The following is a 19,442-nucleotide window of genomic DNA, read 5'->3' as shown; positions in this document are numbered from 1 at the left end:
ACAGGAGTTGTCGTTGGGACTCGATATAATGTAACCATCGAGCCAGAGCTTTGCCAGTTCAACTTTCCCGCCTCAGGATCAGGGCCCTGCCTGCGCCAGCTGACGTCGCGCCAGATGAGCCTTTCGCTCGCGCTGACTGACCAGGAACAGCGGGCCGACGATCATCACGGCGCCTACAATGAACCAGATATCCGGCGCCTCTGCAAAGAGTATCCAACCCAACAGGATGGCCCAGATCAGGCCGGTGTATTCCGCGCTGGTGACCTGGTTGGCGGCAACATGGCGGTAGGCCAGGATAACGGTCATGTTGTAGCCGAGAATGAAAAACGAAGATCCCAGGGCGGTGGGCAGCATGCTCCAGTCGATCGGCGCACCTTCCCAGAGGAACAGGGCGACCGCCGCCGGCAGGGCGATCACATGAATCAGCAGCATGGTATGGATCAGATGCTGATCCTTGGGCAGCTTGCGTACCAGCAAGGCGCCGATGGCCAGACTCAGCGCCGTAACCAGTGCGGTCAGGCTCTGCCAGTTCAGTGCAACCGGCTGCAGGATGACCAGGATGCCGGCAAACCCGCTGACCACGGCCAGCAGGCTGAGCCAGGTCAACTTTTCCCCGTAGAAGATGACCGCCAGTACCATCACCAGTACCGGGGCTGCATAAAAGAGCGCGTTGGCCGTTGCCAGAGGCAGGTTGTTCAGGGCAATGACCATGCAGGTGACACCGACCAGACCCAGATGGGCCCGAATGGCATGAATGGCAAACCCGGCAAGCGGTTGCCTGAAATTGACGAAGCGGATCAACGGCAGCAGCAGCGCCAGAGTGCAAAGCTTGCGCATCAAGACGAACTGGAACACCGGAATGTCACCACCCTGAGCCTTGATCAGGGTATCTGACAACAGGGCCAGAAAGTTGCCCATAACCAATAGAATGATGGCGCCATGGACGGTGCGTCCGGACATTTACTCAGCCTCGTTGCGGGAGTGATGGAGACAGGCATGCTAAGGCTTCTTTAATATCAGGTGAAATGATCTTTTTTAGTTTAGTATTACTTAAATAGATAAATGAAGTGAGTGCATAGCCATGTCATCCCGCCTTCCGCCGCTGCGCGCCCTGACCTGCTTCGAGGCTGTGGCCAGACTGAACAGCTTTTCGCGCGCTGCAGACTCGCTGAACATCACCCAAAGCGCGGTCAGTCACCAGATCCGGTTGCTGGAAGACCACCTGGGGGAGTCCCTGTTCATTCGCCATGGCCGCTATCTGAGTCTGACCGAAGATGGCCGGGCGTATCATGAGGCGGTGGCCGCAGCCCTGCACGACATACAGCAGGCAACCGATCGTTTGCAGGGGCGCGAAGAACGGAGCCTGCGCCTGGCCCTGTACAGTTCCTTCGCGGTGCGCTGGCTGATTCCTCGATTGCCGAGCCTCGGTGCAACCTATCCAGAGCTGGACCTGAGTCTGGAAATGACCTCTGAATCCCCGGTACTGTCAGACCGAGGGGGCGACTGCTTCATTACTCTGGTGGAGAAGCAGAGGGGCTATACCATGGAGCAGCTATACGCGGAACGGCTGTTTGCGATCTGCAGCCGGCAGTTCTGGGAAAAGGTGAAGGTGGAACTGCGTGCTGCGGGTGAGGTCGGGGTTGATGACCGCGATTTCGTCTTGCACCCGGAATGTCTGCAGCGCTATACGCTGCTCTCGGCGCACAGCCTGTTCGGTTCGCCCAATGAAGACTGGCGACGCTGGCTGGCGGTAGTGGATTGTCCGCTGCGCGCGGAGACCCGCATCCAGCAATTCAGTCATATCCTGCTGGCGCTGGAGGCGGCCCGTCATCATCAGGGGTTCGTGCTGGCCAACGACTATATGTATGCCGAACCGGAAGACCCGGACCTGGTGCGCTTGCCGTGCCACTCCCTTTTCACTGGCGACTGCTTCTATGTTGCCTACAAGACCAGTCGCCGCAACGAGCCTGCCATCCGCAAACTGCGCCAGTGGCTGCATCAGGAAGCTCGGGCTTCCGGGCTGGCAGGACACTAAAGACTGCGCAGCAACTCACCCTGTAGCCCCAGTCGACCGGTGGGCGCCGCGCCACGGCGGACGCCGGGCATGGGGGCAATGAAAAACAGGTCGCCGTTCTGGCCTTGCAACTGCCGTGGGATACCGCAGGCGCGTGCAATGTCGGCATTGGCCTTGATGTGGGCGGCCTCCCCGTGCACAGGAATGGCGATCTCGGGTTGAATCCAGTCATACATGGCGCGCAGCTCGTCTTCCGCCGGGTGGCCGGAGGCGTGAATGGGCAGCGGATAGGCCTCGGAGGTGATCACCTCGACCTCCTGCTGGCGCAGCTGCGCAATCAATCGTTCGACTTCCCGCTCATTGCCCGGAATGATGCGGGCACTGAACACGACCCGGTCGCCCGGGTCCAGTGACAGATAGGGATGACGGTCGCGTGCCAGCCGGGACAGGGCCGCACGCGACTCGCCCTGACTGCCGGTGGCGATGGCCATGACCGTGTCGCGCGGAAAATAGCCGAGGTCCCGTGGCGGCACAAAACTGACCCCCTCGGGCCAGATGCCGGTGGCCCGCGCCGCCGAGACCATATTGTTCAGGGAGCGGCCAAACAGGCTCAGGTGCCGACCGGTCTCCCGGGCAATGCGAGCCAGGGTCACCAGGCGGGCCAGGTTGCTGGCAAAGCAGGTCACCACCACACGCCCTTGCGCAGACGAGATGACCTCACGCAGGCCTGGCTCCAGCGACAACTCCGAGGCCGAATGTCCGGCCAGGGTTGCGTTGGTGGAATCACACACCATGGCATCAATGGTTTCGGTGCCGAGACGCTGATAGGTCGCCGGGTCGTAAGGCTTGCCCAGAACCGGATTCGGGTCCAGTTTCCAATCGGCGGTATGAAAGATGTTGCCGGCGGGGGTGCGCAGCATCAGTGCACTGGGTTCCGGGATGGAATGCGTCAGGTCAATCCATTCGACATTGAAGGCGCCGATAAAGCGCTGCTCACCGGGAGGCACAATGATGACGGGCACGACGCCGTCCAGGCCCACTTCGCCCAGCTTGCGGCGCAGGATTTCCGCCGCAAAGGGTGTGGTGAACACCGGGCAGCGCAGGCGCGGCCAGAGGTGAGCGACACCGCCGATATGGTCTTCGTGGGCATGCGTGACCACGAGTCCCACCAACGCGTCGCGTCGATCCTCGATAAAGCGCGGGTCGGCCATCTGCACATGCGGTTCGCTGACCGGGGCATCCGGCGCGGCAAAGGTGACCCCGCAGTCCACCATCAGCCACTGGCCGTCATGGCCATAGAGGTTGAGGTTCATCCCGATCTCGCCGCAGCCTCCAAGGGGCAGAAACCATAGATCGGAAGCGTTGGGAGTCATCAGAGGCCTCGAGGCTTAAAACGATCAGAAAGTTTAACAGGCTTTGGCACGGGCAGACAGGTAGAGTCCACATCGTGAGTAGACAGTGCACGGTCGACAGTCGACAGAATACTGTCCGCTGCCAGCCTTTCTGTTATCCGTCTTCTGTCATCTGTCGACTACAGCATCAACCCCACAACCAACGGAATAACCACCGAACTGAACACCCCCGTCAGCGCCATCGCCAGCCCGGCAAAGGCCCCGGCGAGTGAGCCCATCTGGAAAGCCCAGGCGGCGCCGAAACCATGTGCCGCCAGACCCAGCGTGAACCCCTGCACTGCCGGGTCTTTCTGGCGCAGCAGCCGGAACACCAAAGGCGAGAGGGCGCAGCCGATGATACCGGTCAGCAGCACTATTCCGGCAGCCAGCGAAGGATAGCCGCCAATCTGTTCGGCAATCCCCAAGGCGATTGGCGATGTGACCGACTTGGGGGCCATGGCGAGCACCAAGTCTTCCGAGCCGCCCAGCAGCAGCGTAATGCCCACTGCCGTCAGGACGGCAATCAGGCCACCCACGAAGCAGGCGCTGACAATCGGCAACCAGAGCCGGCGGATACGCGGTAACTGGTCATACACCGGAACTGCCAGCGCGACTGTCGCCGGGCCGAGCAGAAAGTGGATGAACTGGGCCCCCTCGAAATAGGTGTCGTAATCGGTATTGGTCAGCACCAGCAGCCCCATGATGGCAAACATGGTCAGCATCACCGGGTTCAGCAGGGGTGAACCGCCCAGCTTGCGGTGCAGCCAGACAGCGGCAAGGTATACGGCCAGGGTGGTGACCAGCCAAAGCAGGGGACCGGACGCAAAATAAACCCAGAAACTGCTGACATTGAGCTCATCCATCCGCCGCATCCTTCTCCGGGCCCGGATAGACCGCCCGGAAAATCATCGCGGTGGCGAGCATGGTAAGAAAGGTACTGCTGACCAGCGTCAGGGCGACCACCAGCCATTCGTTGCCCAGCAACTCGAAATGCTGCACCAGCCCGACGCCGGCTGGCACGAACAGCAGTGTCAGATAGCGAATCAGACCTTCGGCCGGGAAGCGCAGCGCCGCCGGCACCTCCCCATACCAGAGCAGACCTGCAAACAGAATCAGCATGCCCGCAACCGGCCCGGGAATGGGCAGGCCAAGCACCAGCATCAGCCACTCACCCGCCAGTTGGCAGGACAGCAAAATCAGAAAACCCAGCAGCATCGTCTTGCTCACCCCATGCTCAGTGGCTGCCGATTGTAGCAGAGAATAACCGGGGCCTCGCAGGAACCCTGATACACTACACTGGTCTACCACTCACACAGAACTGACAAAACAGAGCAGGATGGCCGACACCTGCCAAAACAGAATGGGAGCAATATGACTGTGTTCAGGCATCACCTGAGTCGGCTGCCGCCCGCTAAAGTCGTCAGGCGGGCGCTGAAAGTGAGTCTGGTGGTGGGCATCACGCTCAATCTGATCAATCAGGGCAATGCCTTCTGGTCTGCGGAGACCGTCAACTGGTGGCATGTACTGATGAATTTTCTGGTACCGTTTCTGGTCTCCACCTACAGTGGCTGGGACCGCAATCCAGACCCTGGGTCGCGAGACAAACAGGAGCCTTCATGATCACCAGACTGCAGCGGCTTTGGGGGCAGAGCCACAGGGCGCTCCGCTGTCGCCTCTGCTGGTGGCTGACCGGTGCCGTATTTGCCAGCATCGTGGTGATCGAGGCCATCATTCTGGCGCCCTCCTATGTCAACTATGAGCGTGACCTGCTGCGGGCCGCCAATCAGGCGGGCCAGCAGGCGGCGCGCGCTGCCCTCTATACAGCCGCTGACGAACCGGGCATGGCCATGGATAGTCTGGTCAGTCACACCATGGTGCTGGGCATTGAACTGCATGACGAGCAGGGTCGGACGGCGGGTCAGACGCCGACCACCGAACCTGCAGATGATGACAACCTGCGCCAGAAACGTCGCATGGGTGACGGCAACTGGATGGAGGTCTTCTGGAGTGCAGAGCAACTGGACCTGCCGTGGGCGGTTTCGGTTCGTCTCGATACCCGTCATGTGCCGGCGGAGCTGACCGCCTTTGTGTGGCGGATCAGTGGGCTGGTGTTGCTGATTACCGTGGTCGTTACAGCAACCACCATGCTGGTCCTGAATTGGCTGCTGCTTGATCCGTTGCTGCTTTTTAGAAGGCGCATTCTGGCAGCGGGGGAAGACCCCAGTCATCCCCATCGCTATCTGCTGGACACGTCGCGGCGCGACGAGACGGGGGATACCATCCGCGCCTTCAATGAGATGCTGCGTGACAGTGCGGGGCACCTTGAGCAGTTGGAACGACTGAATCAGGAACTGGCTCGGTTTCCTGACGAGAACACCAATCCCGTCATGCGGATCGGACGGGACGGCAACCTGCTTTATGCCAACAAGTCGTCCCAGCCGATTGTGCAATGCTGGGGCGTGGCGCTGGACACCCCAGTGCCGGATCATATTCGCGACCTTGTAGCCATCGCGCTGGACCAGCAGCGCGTGCAGAGCTTCGAGGAACCCTGCAGCCAGCATCACTTCATGCTGCACATCAGGCCGGTCGCCGAGGATTCGGTGAATCTGTATGGTCTGGACATCACGGAGCGCAAGCGCTACGAAAACGAACTGCGACACCGCACCTGGCACGATGAGCTGACTGATCTGCCGAACCGGGCCGCCTTCGAGCAGCGAATCGGCCAGGTCGCCGGCATGACGGACGACAAGCGCGGGGCTGCTGTGCTGATGATGGGGCTGGACGGGTTCCATGCGATCAACATGACGGCAGGCCGGGACGGCGGTGACGCCATTTTGCGCGCTTCGGCCCAGCGGCTGCAGGAAAAACTGCCGCGCCAGACCATGCTGGCACGACTGACCGGCGACGTGTTCGGCGTGCTGCTGATCAACTGCCCGGTGGATGATGCAGCCTGGGTGGCCGGCATTGCCCGCCGACTGGTACGAGCCTTCGAAAAACCTTTTGCACTGGACAGCGTCGAACACAAATGCAGCCTCAGCGTGGGGATAGCCCTCTGCCCGGCAGACGGCCGGGAATCCGACAGCCTGCTGCGCCATTCGGAAATGGCCATGTTGCGCGCCAAGGCGGCGCGGCGCAGCGGAGACGGAGACCCGGTGGCCTTCTTCGTGCCGGAGCTGAGCGAGCATATGAGCCGGCGGCAGCGGCGACTCAACGGGCTGCGCTACGCCCTGCAGGAGAATGAGCTGGTGCTCTGGTATCAAACCCAGCACCAGGCCAGTGATCATCAGGTGATTGGCGTGGAAGCACTGGTGCGCTGGCAGCACCCGACCGAGGGCATGATTTCGCCGGGAGAATTCATCCCCTTGGCGGAAGAAACCGGGCTGATTGTACCGCTGGGTCAGTGGGTGATGCGCGCAGCTTGCGCCCAGGCTGCTGAGTGGCAGGCCGCCGGCCATTCGGTGCGCGTAGCTGTGAATCTTTCTGCGCAGCAGTTGCTGGGTGGCGGATTGGTGGACGAAGTTCGGGCACTTTTGCAGGAGTTCCGACTGCCCCCAGAGCGCCTCGAACTGGAAGTGACCGAAACCGGGGTCATCCAGAACATGGATCACGCCGTGCAGGTACTGAACAAGTTGGCTGATATGGGTGTCAGACTGGCGGTCGATGATTTTGGGACGGGCTATTCTTCGCTGGCCTACCTCAAACGCCTGCCCGTCGAGCGTGTTAAAATCGACCAGGCGTTTGTCCGGGAACTGCCGGACAGCGAGCACGATGCGATGCTTTGTCGAGCCATTATCGGGTTGGCGCATAATCTGGGGTACCAGGTGGTCGGAGAAGGCGTGGAAACGCTGGCACAGGCGGAGTGGCTGCATCGCGAGGGGTGCGACGAACTGCAGGGCTTCTACTTCAGCAGGCCCGTGGCAGCCTCGGATGTCCTGCCCGGCACGAACTCACCGACAACAAAGAGGCGCATTGGACAGATGGGAGCAGACGGCGAATGACCCAGAGCTCGGACTACAGAGCTGCCTGCCATCTGGTGTTCCGTGTGGTGCTTTTGCTGTTTCTGGTTACCGTGGTCGTCATCGGGCTGGTTTTGCTGCGCGGAGAAGGGTTGATCAGCCTGTGGCTGGAGAACGAGGCGCACCGCTGGTGGGCGTTGGTTCTGACTTCTCTGGTGTATGCCGTCTTGCTCGCCATTCCCTTTGTGCCCGGTGTGGAACTGGGCTGGATCATCATGGGGGTGTTCGGCCAGTATGGTCTGCTGGCCGCCTGGCTGAGCACAGTGCTTGGGCTCAGTCTGAGTTTTGGTGTGGCCCGGCAGTTGAACGATCACCCCAGGCTGCGTCGCCTAACCACCGCCCGAGAGACGCTCCATCAGGCTGACCCGGCGACCCTGCCGCCGCTGCGTCGGGCCCTGCGCTGGGGTCTGTGCTTCTATCTGCGCCACCCCTATGTGTTTCTGTTTGTCACGTTGAACATGCCCGGCAACTGGGTCATCGGTGGCGGGGGTGGCATTGCCGCCATGGCGGGCCTGGCGCCCGCGGCCCGCTATTGGCTGTTTCTGCCCACGGTGGCGTTGGCCACCGGGCTTGTACCCCTGATGCTGTGGCTTGGGCTGGTCAAGCCCTGAGCAACCGGAGCCCTTAGCCTGGGGAAAATAGGGGAACCCCCTGCCGCCGGCCCGGTCTGAGGCACAGTCAGCAACGGAGCAAGTGACTTATGGATCTGGCCGGCAATGGGGTGGCCATGTTGCTGGGTGTCGGCAGCTCGGCCACCCTGCATATTTCCCAGGCGCTCATGCGCCTGGGCATCGTGCGACTCCGCGCGGGTCAGCGCACAGCCGGCGCCAGGCTTTTGTACACCCTTGGTCTGTTGCTGAATTTCACCGCACCACTCTGGGTCATGGTGGCCAACCTTTTTGCCGACACCCTCTGGTTTACTTCCATGTTTGCCACCGGCATGGTGGCCTTGTTGCTGTTTTCCCGTCTGGTGCTGAAAGAGCCCGTGTCGCCTTGGCAGGCCTGGGGTGCAGTGGCTGTTGTGGCGGGTACCGGCTTGATTGCTGCAGCCGGAATACTGGGCTCTGCCGGCACCCGTAACGATTTTGGTCTGGACTTGCTGCTCGCGATTTCCATGGCCTGGGTGTTGTTGATGCCGTAGGCGGCGTTCGCCATCCGCAATGCTGGCCTGCCTGCCCAGGAAGCCGTATTCGGGCTTGCGGCCGGTGGGTTTCTGGCACTGGATGCCCTCTGGAAAAGCCTGGCTCAGCAGCGCCTTGACGGTACTGTGGGATTCCTGCCTCAGGCCCCGGAATCCTGGATCTATTTTGGCCTCAGTTTTCTGGGCGCTGCGGGTGCCTTTCTGATGATGCAATGGTCCTACTGGCGACATTGCCGAGCCTCTGGCGTTGTCGTGGGTTACAACCTGATGTATGTGACATTGCCACTGGCGCTGGCGGGGCTGCTGACGCTGCTGCAGGGCAGCATGCCCTGGAATCCGCTGATCATGGCGGGGCTGATGGTTATGCTGGCAGGTGCCTTGGTCAGTCAGCGACAGCCCAGGGCGAGTAAACCGATAGCGCGCCGCCGTGCGGGGCGCTAGACTGATAGTCTGAACCTCTTGTATCAGGGCAGACATGGCCGCTTTGCAGAGAATACTCTTCGTCGGTAGGAATGCGGATATCCGGATGTCGGATATGCTGATACCCCACCTGAGTACCGAAGTTCGGGGCCATCGGCATGGCGAGTAAAAAAGACTCTGTGCAGAGTCAGCTCGACTGGCTGCGAGACCGCTTCCTGGAACGACTGAACGACGACACGGCCGCCTTGGCCGAAATGCTGGCGCAGCTTGAAGAAGCCGACGCCGACAGCCCGCGTCAGGCGCAATTGCTGGAGCAGATTCGTGACCGCCTGCACCGCCTGGCCGGTAGCAGCGGAACCTTCGGTTTTTCCATTCTGGGTGATCAGGCCAGACTGCTGGAGCATCGCCTGGATGCCTGCCTGTCTTCCACCGTCGGTGCGGATGATGTGTTGCGGGCACTGTTGCCCGGACTGCGCGAATTCATTGCTCACCCCCCAACAGACACGCTGGCAGGTGGCTCCTCGTCAACTAACGCGCCTGCAGAGCCCGTCGAGCATGCTCCGGGTCAGGTGCTGCTGTTTGAGCCGGAACAGGCCATTGCAGAGCGCATAGCAGGACAGTTGCGGCCCTTCGGCTTCGCTGTCGACATCGTCAGCCGGACGAAGACGCTGTCTGACCGACTGACACTGGGCCCTGTTCCCGAACTCATCTGCCTTGATCTGGATGCGCTTGGTGAAGCGGAAGAGCAGGAGGTGCTGACGCAGACGATGAGTGGTTTGAGCCACCCGGTATCGCTGGTGGTTTTCAGCGAGCGTGAAGATCTGGAGCAGCGCCTCCGCGCCGCCCGTCTTGGTGCGGCGGGGTTCATGACCAAACCACTGGATGTCCTCGTGGCCGTCAATTTGCTGGTACGGGTGATTGAACGACAGCACTATGATCCACCGCGGATTCTGATAATTGAAGACGACGACCTTCTGGCCCAGCACTTTACCGAAATACTGAGTCAGGCCGGCATGACCGTGAGATATGTGGCCGACCCGGAGGCCTTCTTTCAACAGGTCGCCGAATTTCAGCCCGACCTGGTGGTGCTCGACCTCCATTTGCCGGAGATCCAGGGGGATGAGCTGGCGGCGGTGCTGCGTCAGCAGGAAACCTGGGCAACGCTGCCCATCATGTATATTTCCGCAGAAACTGATCAGCACCGTCAGGCCGCAGCTCTGAAGCGGGGCGCGGATGACTTTTTGACCAAGCCGGTCTCCGATGAAACGCTGATAACCAGTATTCAGACCCGGGTCGAACGGGCGCGTGAAATGCGCATCCTGATCTCCCGCGATGGCATGACTGGTTTGCTGAAACACTCCAGTTTTCTGCAGGCCGCCAGTACCGAACTGGACCGCAGCAGACGCAATCAGACATCAGCGGTATTCGTGATGCTGGATCTGGACCATTTCAAAAAAGTGAACGATACCTGGGGGCATGCCACCGGCGACCTGGTGATTCGGGCACTGGCCACCATGCTGCGCCAGCGCCTGCGGCAGACCGATATCATCGGGCGCTATGGTGGTGAAGAGTTTGCTGCGGTGCTGACAGACTGCTCAACACAGGATGCCGAAACACTGTTGAATGAAGTCCGTGAGCGCTTTTCCGAGATCAACTTCAGGGCTAACGAGGGGAGTTCTTTCCATTGCACGCTGTCTGCCGGGTTGGTGAACGCCTCGGATCACGCAGAGACGACGTCTGGCGAATTGATCGAACTTGCCGACCAGGCGCTGTATGCAGCAAAGAAAGCCGGGCGCAACCAGGTCCAGGTGGGCTGAGCCGCGAAGATACCGGCGAATAACCAGACAAAGAGTACGCGATGGACACAGACTACTGGGAAGACCGCTGGGCCACTGGCGATACGCCATGGCAACTGGAACAGGTCAATCCACTGTTGCAGCGGTTTTTGCCTGATCTGCAGGTAGCCTCGGGCAGTCGGGTGCTGGTGCCGCTGTGCGGCCAGTCTCTGGATATGCTCTGGTTGCGGGATCAGGGCTATCAGGTCGTCGGCATAGAATTGTCCGAGCAGAGTATTCGGGGTTTTCTGGAGCACCATGACCTGCAGGCGGAAAAGGCTTCTTTCGACTGGGGCATCCGGTATGCATTGCCGGGACTGGACTTGCTGCACGCGGATATTTTTGCCCTCGATGCAGTGCAAGTTGGGCCGGTGGATTTGATCTGGGATCGTGCCGCTCTGGTCGCTCTGCCCCAAGCTATGCGGGCTGATTATATCCGCCAGTTGATGGCCTTGACGCCCACGCGGCCACCCCTGCTGTGCTGGACACTGGAGTATGAGCAGCAGCAGGTGGCGGGGCCGCCTTTTTCGGTTTGGCTGGATGAAGTCGAGCGTTTGCTGGGCAGAGACGCTGCCGTGACCACGCTGTTGCATCGCGACAGTCTGGCGCGCAGTCCGGGGTTTCGTGAAGCCGGCGTGTCCGCCTTGCAGGAACGCCTGTGGCTGGCTCAGTGGCGCGATCGTTGATCGCAAGTGCCAAAGTCAGCAGAGCAAACGCTGTACCAGCGGCGTATTGGCATTGCGCAGGGTCGGACAGTCGAGCCGGGCGCGCGCAATGTCCGACTTTGACAGTTCTGCGCTGACCAGCATCTCCCGATCTTCGGCGACGGTCAGGAGTTCTCCTCTGGGACCCAGAATGCGCGAACCACCCCAGAAATGATGGTCTCCCTCCGCGCCATGGCGATTGGCCATCACGATCGGCAGACCATACATCATGGCGTAGAAACCGAGCGCCACTGCCCAGTTGTTTTCATTGGAAAACTCGGCGCTGACAATGCCGGATGCCGAGTTGATGGGCGCGCACAGAATATCGGGCCGCTGCAACACGGCAGCATGAACCAGCCCCGGGTTCCAGAGATCCGCGCAGATCAGGTGACTGGCCGACCAGTTCTGGTTGACTGAAGTGCGCGTCAAAGCAGAGCCATGGGTAAACCATTTGCCCTCTTCCAGTCCGCCATGGGTTGGCAAATTGAGCTTTCGATGCACCACCAAAACGCTGCCGTTTTGCAGAACGGCCAAAGCGTTGGCGTATTCACCCGGACTGATCTGTTCGACAAAGCCGACCACAGTCTGCATCGGGCCCGCTTCAGCCGCCAGGTCCAGCAAGAAATCAGAGTCTCCGTGGCTGGCGACTTCCAGGACACTGGGGCCCAGACCATATCCGGTCAACGACAACTCGGGAAATACAAGTAGCTCGACGTTGGCGCGGCGGGCCTCATTGATCCAGTGACGATGCAGCTCTGTATTTTTTGCTACCTGGCCCAACTCGGGGTTGATCTGGGCAGCCGCGACAACAAGAGTGTCCTGCATGTGATACCTGCTGACTGATGGAGTTCCGGAACCAGTTTGTTACGCAAAAAAAGCCGTTGTCACCAGACCGGCGACAACGGCTCGGGTACTTGATAGTGCCAGATTACAGCAAATCGTGCTCGCGCAGGAAGTTCTCGGCCACGCGCTCGATGGTCTCGCCATCAACATCCACTTCGGCGTTGAGTGCGGCCATGGCCGCGTCGTCGAGCAGCGCCGACAGGGCATTCAACTGATCAGCCAGCTCCGGGAAATCGGTCAGGTTTTCTTCCCGCACAACCGGGGTCAGAGCGTAGGCCGGGAAGAATTCGCCGTCGTCTTCCAGTACATGGAAGTCGAACGCCGGAATACGACCATCGGTGGCAAAGACCAGACCAACGTCGACCTGTCCGTCACGCAGTGCCTGGTAGACCAGCCCGGAGTCCATACGACGCACTTCGCTGCGGCCAACTTCAAATTCGTAGGCTTCCAGCAGCGGCCTCCAGCCATCGTCACGCGCATAGAATTCAGCATTGAGGCCAAATTCCAGGCCGTGCCCATTGTTGACCGCATCGGCCAGGTCGCTCAGGGACATGATGCCAGTTTCCTCGGCGTGGTCCCGACGCATGGCCAATGCATAGGTGTTGTTGGCGTCTGACGGGTCCAGCCAGACCAGTCCTTTCTCGGCATCCAGCTCCTTGACCCTCTGATAGGTGGCCTCGGGGTCGAGCTGCTCGGTGACGTTGTTGAAGTTGATCAGTGACGTACCGGTGTACTCCCAGTAGACGTCGACCTGACCATTTTCCTGTGCCTGGCGCAGAACAGAGGTGCCCATGCCAGAGCGGGTATCAATGTCGTAACCCAGCGCTTCGAGATACTGACTGGTCATGCTGGCCAGAATCTGTTGCTCGGTAAAGTTCTTGCCACCGACTACCAGATCGGCAGCCTGGGCCTGGGTCATGGCTGTTCCGGCCATGGCCAGTGTAATCATTGCAGTGCGTAATGCTTTCATCAGTTGTCTCCTGTGACGTCTTGTGTTGTGAGTTGCGTTGTTGTCATGCCCGGTTGGGGTTTACACCACGCGGTACCACCAGGAAGGCGATAAGGGCGATCGATGCGTCCACAGCTATGGCCAGCATGGCTGTGGGGATGGCGCCGGCCAGCATCATGGCCGGGTCGAACAGGTCAATGCCGGTGAAAATCAGTTCACCAAGACCACCGGCCCCGATCAGAAATGCCAGCGGAACCGTGCCGACATTGATCGTCAGCGCTGTCCGGATGCCGGCGAAAATCACGTATAGAGCGTTCGGCAATTCAACCCGAAACAGGCGTTGCATCGGCGACATGCCGATGCCGGCTGCGGCTTCCAGCAGAGCTGGCGAGATGCCGGCAAGACCGGTAAACGTATTGCGGGTAATGGGCAGCAGAGTTGCAACAAAGAGCCCGAACACGGCCGGAACCGTTCCAATGCCCAGAAAGCTCATGGACAGCGCCAGCACCGCCAGAGTGGGAATGGTGGTGCCCACATTGAGCACCTGCATTATGCTTTCAGCCACTTTGGCCATGCCGGGCCGTGACAGAACGATACCCAGCGGGATGCCCACCGCAATGGCCAGCGACCCGGACATGGCGGTCAGCCAGATATGTTGCATGGTCAGATATTGAACATCTGGCCAGTGCCACATGAATTCGTCGATGAAGCCGGTGGAATAGGTCCAGGCCCCGGCGGCAAACACCAACGCCAGCAACAGAAGTCTGCCAAAACGTTGCAGCATGGAGGCAAGCATGGCTCAGGCTCCTGTTGCCGGTTCGGTGACTGCGCGCTCTGCTGCCCGGAAACGGGCTCCCAGGTGGCGGGTCATGGCACGCTGTGTAATCTGTCCGCAGATGCGGCCATCGTCATCGATGCAGGGCAGCCAGGTGGTGTCCTCGGCAAACATCAGCGAGGTGGCCTTGCGCAGGTTGTCGCGCACGTGAATGGTGCCGGGTAGTGGCTGAAAATGGTCGCGGCAGTATCCACGGGTAAAGCTGGCTACGGAACGCGGGATCATGCCGACGGGCTCATTGCGGTCGTTCACCATCAGAATCGACAGCTGATAGCCGTGGTCATCCATGCGCTCCAGCGCGGTGGCCAGGGTATCTCCGGGTTTAACGGTACCTATCTCGCTCGATACGATATCTCCCACTCGAACCAGGTTGAGACGCTTCAGCGCCCGGTCATCACCCAGGAACGATTCCACGAAGTCGTCCTTGGGTGCTGCCAGCAGGTCATCGGGTTCGGACAGTTGCACCAGCCTACCGTCGCGGAAAATGGCGATTCGATCGCCCATCTTGATGGCTTCGTCGATGTCGTGGCTGACAAACAGAATGGTTTTCTTCAGCGCCTGCTGCATCTTCAGGAATTCATCCTGAATAACCGCCCGGTTGATCGGGTCGATGGCGCCGAAAGGCTCGTCCATCAGCATGACCGGCGGGTCGGCGGCGAGGGCTCGCGCCACGCCGATACGCTGCTGCTGGCCACCCGAAAGTTCCGAGGGGTAGCGGTTGAGGAAAAGGTTTGGATCCATGGCGATGACATCCATGAGTTCGCGGGCCCGTTCGCGATAGCGCTTGGCGTCCCAGCCCAGCAGGCGGGGCACGGCAGTGATGTTCTCTTCTATGGTCATGTTGGGGAACAGGCCAATCTGCTGGATCACATAGCCAATGTTGCGGCGCAGGTCTTGGGTCTGCATACCACTGGTGTCTTCGCCCTCGATGAACACCTTGCCGGACGTTGGTGGCACAATTCGATTGATCATCTTGAGGGTGGTCGTTTTGCCGCAGCCTGATGGCCCGAGCAGGATGCAGATCTCGCCCGAAGGAACTTCCATCGTGATGTGATCAGCGGCGACCACACTGCCTTTCTGTGTCTCGAATATCTTGGTGAGGTTTTCCAGGCGAATCATGTATTGAGTTCCTCTGCAATCAGATGTCGGTACTCGCTCAGGCGCCAGCGCCTGCGCTCCGGTTCAGTCCTTTCGGGGTTAGCCAGCGCTGCAGGGCCAGCAGGGCGTAATCGGTGATGACCGCCAGCAGACTGACGGCAACGGCGCCGACAATCAGCTGGCGCGGATCAGACTGGGATATGCCACGACTGATGAAGGTGCCGAGACCCCCGGCGCCGATATAGGCAGCGATGGCCATGACGCCGATATTGAGCACTACTGCCGTGCGCACCCCGGCCATGATGACGGGCACGGCAAGTGGTATCTCCACCTGACGCATGCGCTGCAAAGGACTCATTCCAATGCCCCGAGCGGCTTCCCGCAATGCCGGGCTGACATTGTTGATGGCGGTGTAGGTGTTGCGGATGATGGGCAGTTGGGAATACAGCAGCACCGCAATAACAGCGGGAACATAGCCGATACCGTGTCCAAATACGGAGAGCACGGGAATCATCAGGCCGAACAGCGCAATCGACGGAATGGTGATGATGATGGAGGCTACGTAAAGCACGACGCGCGCCACCCGTTCGGACTGGGTGATGGCAATGCCGATGGGCACACCCGTGATAGTGGCAAGGCCAACAGCGACACCGACCAGCGAAATGTGCTCTACCGTTCGTGCCAGCAGGACATCGATATTGGTCCAGGCGTATTGGATCAGTTCCACCGGATGACTCCCTCCCGTCTTGTTATTGTTTGGGTCATGTCGGTGACTGACCCAGATCAATTTCAGGCTAACAGAAGCTCCGATCTATTTGTTCTATAAATTCATTAAGATTCATTATTTCAATTATTGATTAATCTGATGGGAATTTGATCGCTGCTTCTGTCAAGCGGGCCGTACCGTGATCAGGGGACCCGTTTTGCCGGATCGGGTCATGTATCAGTGTCAGTGCATGCTCAATGGCATGGGTTCGAGGTTGTCGGCATGAGTAACGATGCCGACCAACAGTTCACAGAAGGCATTGAAGGCTTCATTGTTGGCCTGACTGGGGCTGCGATGAAGTTCAGTCTCAACATGGCCCAAGGCGGGCAACCCGGCTTCCGGACCAATGATGCGGCAATTTTTGGGGATGCTGCGAGGGGTCTTGACTGTGGCGGCTAGTCCCAACTGCACGGGCAGGTTGATGCCTGTGGGAGACTGGCTGGTATAGCGTACATCCCAGTGGATCTCCTCGCGGCCCAGCGCTGCAAAGGCGTTTGCTCGATAGATGCAGCCCTCGGGATTGAGCGCCAGGGGCAGCGGGTCACGACGTGGCAGTGGGTGCTCGGCAGAAGCCACCCAGACGAGAGGCTCCCGTCCCAGCAGTTGGCCTGATTGGGTCGGCGTGTGGCGGATGGCCAGAATGGCGTCGAGCAGGCCATCCTGGAAGTCCCGCACCAGCAGCGAACTGGCTTCACAGATAACCTCAATGCGGACATGCGGATACTCACGCGCAAAACGACCCAGCAGCTCGGGTAGGTAAGCGATGGCCTGCTCCTCGGTGATCCCGAGTCGAATCAGTGTTTCCGGGCTTTCCGCCCCCATTACCCGGATGGCTTCGTCGTGCAGCTTGAGGATATGCCGGGCATAGGGCAGTAGGCGTCCGCCCGCTGGTGTCAACACCACCTGACGACTGGTGCGCCGGAACAGGGCCTCACCCATACGGTCTTCCAGGCGTTTTATCTGCAGGCTGACCGCGGACTGGGTGCGATGCAGCAGCTTGCCTGCAGCACTGAAGCCGCCGGTCTCTGTGACGGCAACAAAGGCCTTGAGCAGTTCAGTGTCCATGGGCACTCTCCCTCCATTCAATCTATTTGCTTTCGAAATGATAGGCATGGCAATCATTCATTTTCATTATGGTATTTCGCATCCTAGTCTGTCCAGTATGTTTTCTGAACGAGTGCAGAGAGGAATTCATGCAAGCTTCAAAAACAAAAGAAGGTGAAAGCCCGCTGACAGGGCTGCTTGATCTGGAGCGCTACCCCATCGACAAACTCGATAGTGACGAGGGTCAGGCCCTGGTCAGGCATTGCCGCAAGCAGCTTGAAGACGATGGTTGTGTTGTGCTGGACCAGTTCGTGCCCACCGAGGCGCTGGCGCGACTGGAAGCAGAGACAGAGCGACTGTCTCCGGATGCGCACTACAATCAGACCGAGACCAACCCGTACAATGGTGACCCGGACCCCAGTCTGCCCACCAATCACCCGAAGAACCGGTTTGCCGACCGTACCAACGGATTTGTCGCGGGTGACCGGATCAACTCAGAGACAATCATTCGTCAGGTCTACGAAAGCTCTGATTTCCAGCGCTTCATAGCCGCCGTTGTCGAACTGGAAGAAATCCACGAGTATGCCGACCCGTTGGCCGGGCTGGTGGTCAATGTACTGCGCGAAGGGTGTCAGCACCCCTGGCATTACGACACCAACGAATTCATCGTCACCATGATGACGCGCCAGTCAGAAGGCGGCGGGCGATTCGAATACGCGCCCGGCATTCGCAGCCCCGAGGGTGAAAACTTCTCTGGCGTTGAAAAGGTACTGGATGGTGATCATTCCCAGGTGCGCAAGATCGACCTGCAGCCGGGCGACCTGCAGATCTTCTTCGGACGCTATTCACTGCATCGGGTGACCCCAGTCTCAGGCGCGCGCGAGCGCCATACCGTCATTTTTGCCTATGCCAAGGAGCCCGGTTTCATTGGCCGCCCCGAGCGTGCCAAGCGCATTTTCGGTCGCATGGCTCCGATTCATGAAAAGCTGCTGGCCGAGGGCATGTCACGCAGCGACCGACTTGAAGATTGATCGGCAGGTCGGCCCAGCAGAATTTGATTAACAGAGTTGGAGAAACAGAGTGAGTATTGTCGAGTTCGAACCCCTGTCAGATCAGGAGCCGGATTACATCCCGGTCATTCCCTCTGCCCCGGTAAGCAACGGAGATTCCATACCGACCGCCTTTGATCCCGTGCAATTGCGGGGCGGCCGGCTGAAACGTCTGCGCGACATGATGAAGGAGCAGGACTACGCAGCTGTAGTGCTGTTCGACCCCAACAACCAGCGCTACGCCACCGGCTCACGTAACATGTTCGGCTATTTTCTGCGCAACTCGACACGCTATATTTATGTGCCGCAAAGCGGGCCGGTCATTCTTTTCGAATACCCGGGCAGCGCCCATGTGTCCACCTGGCTGGAGACCATTGACGAAGCTCGCACCTCCAAGGTGGTCTGGTCTGCGGTCAACCAGCGGGACAATCTGTCCAGTGATCCTTTTGGCGTCGAAATTGCCGAACTGGTCCGCAAGCACACGGGTGATAATGGTCGGCTCAAGGTCGGTCTGGACCGCTGCACCCTGAATCTGGCCCGTTCGCTGGAAGCCCAGGGCCTTGAAGTGTTCGACTGCATGCAGGACACCCTGCACTGCCGGCGCATCAAGACCAACGAAGAAATTGCCTGTCTGGCGCAGTCCATGGCGGCCAGTGAAGCGGCAGTCGCCAATGTCGAAGAGGCCATTCGTCCCGGGGTGACCGAAAACGAGCTGTTCGCGATTCTTTATGGCGAAGTCATCCGGCAGGGTGGTGAATTCATCGAGACTCGTTTGCTCAACTCCGGCCCGCGCACCAACCCCTGGTTCAACGAAGCCAGCGACCGGGTGCTGCGCCCCGGCGAGCTGGTGGCGCTGGACACCGACACCATAGGGTGCCATGGCTACTATTCCGACTTCTCGCGTACCTTCCATGTAGGTCCGGGCAAGCCAACCGCCTATCAGCAGTCGCTGTACCAGATGGCTTATGACCAGGTGCATCACAACATGTCGATTCTGCGCCCGGGGATCAGCTACCTCGAGATCGCCGAGCAGGCCTGGAAAATCCCCGAGCGTTTTCTGGATCGTCGCTATCCGTCCATTATTCATGGCGTGGGCATGCATGGTGAAACACCGCTGGTGGCCCATCACATGGATTTTGAACGGTTCTCCAAAAACGGCATTCTGGAGCCCGGCATGGTGGTTTCGGTAGAGAGTTACATCGGAGAAGTGGGTGCGGCAGATGGTGTCAAACTGGAAGAGGAGGTCCTGGTGACCGACACCGGCATCGCCAGACTGTCACGCTACCCATTCAACGAGGCACTGCTCAAGCAGGCCTGAAGGGATTCCTGCACAAGGA

At 59.7% G+C, this 19,442-nt stretch carries 20 protein-coding genes; 10 read left to right on the top strand and 10 right to left on the bottom strand.

Translation table 11 applies throughout. The features are described 5' to 3' along the window. Nucleotides 1-78: 78 nt before the first annotated feature. Nucleotides 79-960, bottom strand: a complete 882-nt coding sequence (locus tag LAT62_RS00500) for a DMT family transporter (RefSeq protein ID WP_293377248.1) — start codon at nucleotides 958-960, stop codon at nucleotides 79-81. Between the two features lie 121 nt (nucleotides 961-1,081). On the opposite strand from LAT62_RS00500, the gene LAT62_RS00495 reads away from it, so the two are divergent. Continuing rightward, the gene (locus LAT62_RS00495; RefSeq protein WP_293377245.1) at nucleotides 1,082-2,035 is read left to right on the top strand and encodes a LysR family transcriptional regulator; all 954 of its coding nucleotides are present in this window, start codon (nucleotides 1,082-1,084) and stop codon (nucleotides 2,033-2,035) included. Here LAT62_RS00495 and LAT62_RS00490 read toward each other — a convergent pair. The 3 genes from LAT62_RS00490 to LAT62_RS00480 all read right to left on the bottom strand — a co-directional run bounded on the left by LAT62_RS00490 (nucleotide 2,032) and on the right by LAT62_RS00480 (nucleotide 4,632). After that, on the bottom strand, nucleotides 2,032-3,387 hold the full coding sequence (locus LAT62_RS00490) for a ribonuclease J (RefSeq protein WP_293377242.1): 1,356 nt from the start codon (nucleotides 3,385-3,387) through the stop codon (nucleotides 2,032-2,034). The genes LAT62_RS00495 and LAT62_RS00490 overlap by 4 nt on opposite strands. A gap of 158 nt (nucleotides 3,388-3,545) precedes the next feature. Continuing rightward, complete coding sequence (locus LAT62_RS00485; RefSeq protein WP_293377239.1) at nucleotides 3,546-4,268, bottom strand: LrgB family protein; 723 nt, start codon at nucleotides 4,266-4,268, stop codon at nucleotides 3,546-3,548. Further along, on the bottom strand, nucleotides 4,261-4,632 hold the full coding sequence (locus LAT62_RS00480; protein ID WP_293377236.1) for a CidA/LrgA family protein: 372 nt from the start codon (nucleotides 4,630-4,632) through the stop codon (nucleotides 4,261-4,263). The genes LAT62_RS00485 and LAT62_RS00480 overlap by 8 nt, the downstream gene beginning before the upstream one ends. Before the next feature lie 144 nt (nucleotides 4,633-4,776). Between LAT62_RS00480 and nrtS the strand changes: the two genes are divergently transcribed. The 7 genes from nrtS to LAT62_RS00445 all read left to right on the top strand — a co-directional run bounded on the left by nrtS (nucleotide 4,777) and on the right by LAT62_RS00445 (nucleotide 11,503). Continuing rightward, nucleotides 4,777-5,025, top strand: a complete 249-nt coding sequence (gene nrtS, locus LAT62_RS00475; protein ID WP_293377233.1) for a nitrate/nitrite transporter NrtS — start codon at nucleotides 4,777-4,779, stop codon at nucleotides 5,023-5,025. Beyond that, on the top strand, nucleotides 5,022-7,403 hold the full coding sequence (locus LAT62_RS00470; RefSeq protein WP_293377230.1) for a bifunctional diguanylate cyclase/phosphodiesterase: 2,382 nt from the start codon (nucleotides 5,022-5,024) through the stop codon (nucleotides 7,401-7,403). Before nrtS ends, LAT62_RS00470 begins: the two co-directional genes overlap by 4 nt. Beyond that, a complete protein-coding gene (locus tag LAT62_RS00465) occupies nucleotides 7,400-8,032 on the top strand; it encodes a hypothetical protein (protein WP_293377227.1) in 633 nt (210 codons plus the stop codon). Before LAT62_RS00470 ends, LAT62_RS00465 begins: the two co-directional genes overlap by 4 nt. Nucleotides 8,033-8,121: 89 nt before the next feature. Continuing rightward, nucleotides 8,122-8,562: a hypothetical protein gene (locus LAT62_RS00460; protein WP_293377224.1), complete on the top strand. Its 441-nt coding sequence runs from the start codon at nucleotides 8,122-8,124 to the stop codon at nucleotides 8,560-8,562. A gap of 126 nt (nucleotides 8,563-8,688) precedes the next feature. Beyond that, a complete protein-coding gene (locus tag LAT62_RS00455) occupies nucleotides 8,689-9,003 on the top strand; it encodes a hypothetical protein (RefSeq protein WP_293377221.1) in 315 nt (104 codons plus the stop codon). A 137-nt stretch (nucleotides 9,004-9,140) separates the two neighbouring features. Then, entirely contained in the window at nucleotides 9,141-10,799 is a 1,659-nt protein-coding gene (locus tag LAT62_RS00450) for a diguanylate cyclase (protein WP_293377218.1), read from the top strand. Nucleotides 10,800-10,840: 41 nt separating this feature from the next. Next, a complete protein-coding gene (locus tag LAT62_RS00445) occupies nucleotides 10,841-11,503 on the top strand; it encodes a thiopurine S-methyltransferase (RefSeq protein WP_293377215.1) in 663 nt (220 codons plus the stop codon). A gap of 15 nt (nucleotides 11,504-11,518) precedes the next feature. Here LAT62_RS00445 and LAT62_RS00440 read toward each other — a convergent pair whose 3' ends face one another. From LAT62_RS00440 to LAT62_RS00415, 6 genes are all read right to left on the bottom strand, one after another. Then, on the bottom strand, nucleotides 11,519-12,346 hold the full coding sequence (locus LAT62_RS00440) for a nitrilase-related carbon-nitrogen hydrolase (protein WP_293377212.1): 828 nt from the start codon (nucleotides 12,344-12,346) through the stop codon (nucleotides 11,519-11,521). Between the two features lie 103 nt (nucleotides 12,347-12,449). Further along, nucleotides 12,450-13,334: a glycine betaine ABC transporter substrate-binding protein gene (locus LAT62_RS00435; RefSeq protein ID WP_293377209.1), complete on the bottom strand. Its 885-nt coding sequence runs from the start codon at nucleotides 13,332-13,334 to the stop codon at nucleotides 12,450-12,452. Nucleotides 13,335-13,377: 43 nt separating this feature from the next. Further along, nucleotides 13,378-14,109 carry an ABC transporter permease gene (locus LAT62_RS00430; protein ID WP_293377206.1) on the bottom strand — a complete coding sequence of 244 codons (732 nt, stop codon included), beginning with the start codon at nucleotides 14,107-14,109 and terminating at the stop codon, nucleotides 13,378-13,380. Between the two features lie 3 nt (nucleotides 14,110-14,112). Further along, nucleotides 14,113-15,267, bottom strand: a complete 1,155-nt coding sequence (locus LAT62_RS00425; protein WP_293377203.1) for an ABC transporter ATP-binding protein — start codon at nucleotides 15,265-15,267, stop codon at nucleotides 14,113-14,115. A gap of 37 nt (nucleotides 15,268-15,304) precedes the next feature. Then, on the bottom strand, nucleotides 15,305-15,973 hold the full coding sequence (locus tag LAT62_RS00420) for an ABC transporter permease (RefSeq protein ID WP_293377200.1): 669 nt from the start codon (nucleotides 15,971-15,973) through the stop codon (nucleotides 15,305-15,307). Between the two features lie 222 nt (nucleotides 15,974-16,195). After that, on the bottom strand, nucleotides 16,196-17,077 hold the full coding sequence (locus tag LAT62_RS00415) for a LysR substrate-binding domain-containing protein (RefSeq protein WP_293377197.1): 882 nt from the start codon (nucleotides 17,075-17,077) through the stop codon (nucleotides 16,196-16,198). A gap of 128 nt (nucleotides 17,078-17,205) precedes the next feature. Here LAT62_RS00415 and LAT62_RS00410 point away from each other — a divergent pair, with 128 nt between their 5' ends. Together LAT62_RS00410 and LAT62_RS00405 are read left to right on the top strand one after the other, a co-directional pair. Continuing rightward, nucleotides 17,206-18,087 (top strand): hypothetical protein, encoded by an 882-nt coding sequence (locus LAT62_RS00410; protein WP_293377194.1) that lies wholly within the window; start codon nucleotides 17,206-17,208, stop codon nucleotides 18,085-18,087. A gap of 49 nt (nucleotides 18,088-18,136) precedes the next feature. Then, entirely contained in the window at nucleotides 18,137-19,423 is a 1,287-nt protein-coding gene (locus LAT62_RS00405; protein ID WP_293377192.1) for a Xaa-Pro peptidase family protein, read from the top strand. Nucleotides 19,424-19,442: the final 19 nt, after the last annotated feature.

Origin of the sequence: Natronospirillum sp. (assembly GCF_022565775.1) — a bacterium.
Lineage (GTDB): Bacteria > Pseudomonadota > Gammaproteobacteria > Pseudomonadales > Natronospirillaceae > Natronospirillum.
Note: the sequence above shows the minus strand (reverse complement) of the source record. Positions and strands in the feature narration are given on the sequence as shown.

Coding starts and splice junctions, on each gene's coding strand:
- LAT62_RS00500 (WP_293377248.1), bottom strand. CDS start 960: ATGTCCGGACGCACCGTCCATGGCGCCATCATTCTATTGGTTATGGGC.
- LAT62_RS00495 (WP_293377245.1), top strand. CDS start 1,082: ATGTCATCCCGCCTTCCGCCGCTGCGCGCCCTGACCTGCTTCGAGGCT.
- LAT62_RS00490 (WP_293377242.1), bottom strand. CDS start 3,387: ATGACTCCCAACGCTTCCGATCTATGGTTTCTGCCCCTTGGAGGCTGC.
- LAT62_RS00485 (WP_293377239.1), bottom strand. CDS start 4,268: ATGGATGAGCTCAATGTCAGCAGTTTCTGGGTTTATTTTGCGTCCGGT.
- nrtS (WP_293377233.1), top strand. CDS start 4,777: ATGACTGTGTTCAGGCATCACCTGAGTCGGCTGCCGCCCGCTAAAGTC.
- LAT62_RS00470 (WP_293377230.1), top strand. CDS start 5,022: ATGATCACCAGACTGCAGCGGCTTTGGGGGCAGAGCCACAGGGCGCTC.
- LAT62_RS00465 (WP_293377227.1), top strand. CDS start 7,400: ATGACCCAGAGCTCGGACTACAGAGCTGCCTGCCATCTGGTGTTCCGT.
- LAT62_RS00460 (WP_293377224.1), top strand. CDS start 8,122: ATGGATCTGGCCGGCAATGGGGTGGCCATGTTGCTGGGTGTCGGCAGC.
- LAT62_RS00450 (WP_293377218.1), top strand. CDS start 9,141: ATGGCGAGTAAAAAAGACTCTGTGCAGAGTCAGCTCGACTGGCTGCGA.
- LAT62_RS00445 (WP_293377215.1), top strand. CDS start 10,841: ATGGACACAGACTACTGGGAAGACCGCTGGGCCACTGGCGATACGCCA.
- LAT62_RS00440 (WP_293377212.1), bottom strand. CDS start 12,346: ATGCAGGACACTCTTGTTGTCGCGGCTGCCCAGATCAACCCCGAGTTG.
- LAT62_RS00435 (WP_293377209.1), bottom strand. CDS start 13,334: ATGAAAGCATTACGCACTGCAATGATTACACTGGCCATGGCCGGAACA.
- LAT62_RS00430 (WP_293377206.1), bottom strand. CDS start 14,109: ATGCTTGCCTCCATGCTGCAACGTTTTGGCAGACTTCTGTTGCTGGCG.
- LAT62_RS00425 (WP_293377203.1), bottom strand. CDS start 15,267: ATGATTCGCCTGGAAAACCTCACCAAGATATTCGAGACACAGAAAGGC.
- LAT62_RS00415 (WP_293377197.1), bottom strand. CDS start 17,077: ATGGACACTGAACTGCTCAAGGCCTTTGTTGCCGTCACAGAGACCGGC.
- LAT62_RS00410 (WP_293377194.1), top strand. CDS start 17,206: ATGCAAGCTTCAAAAACAAAAGAAGGTGAAAGCCCGCTGACAGGGCTG.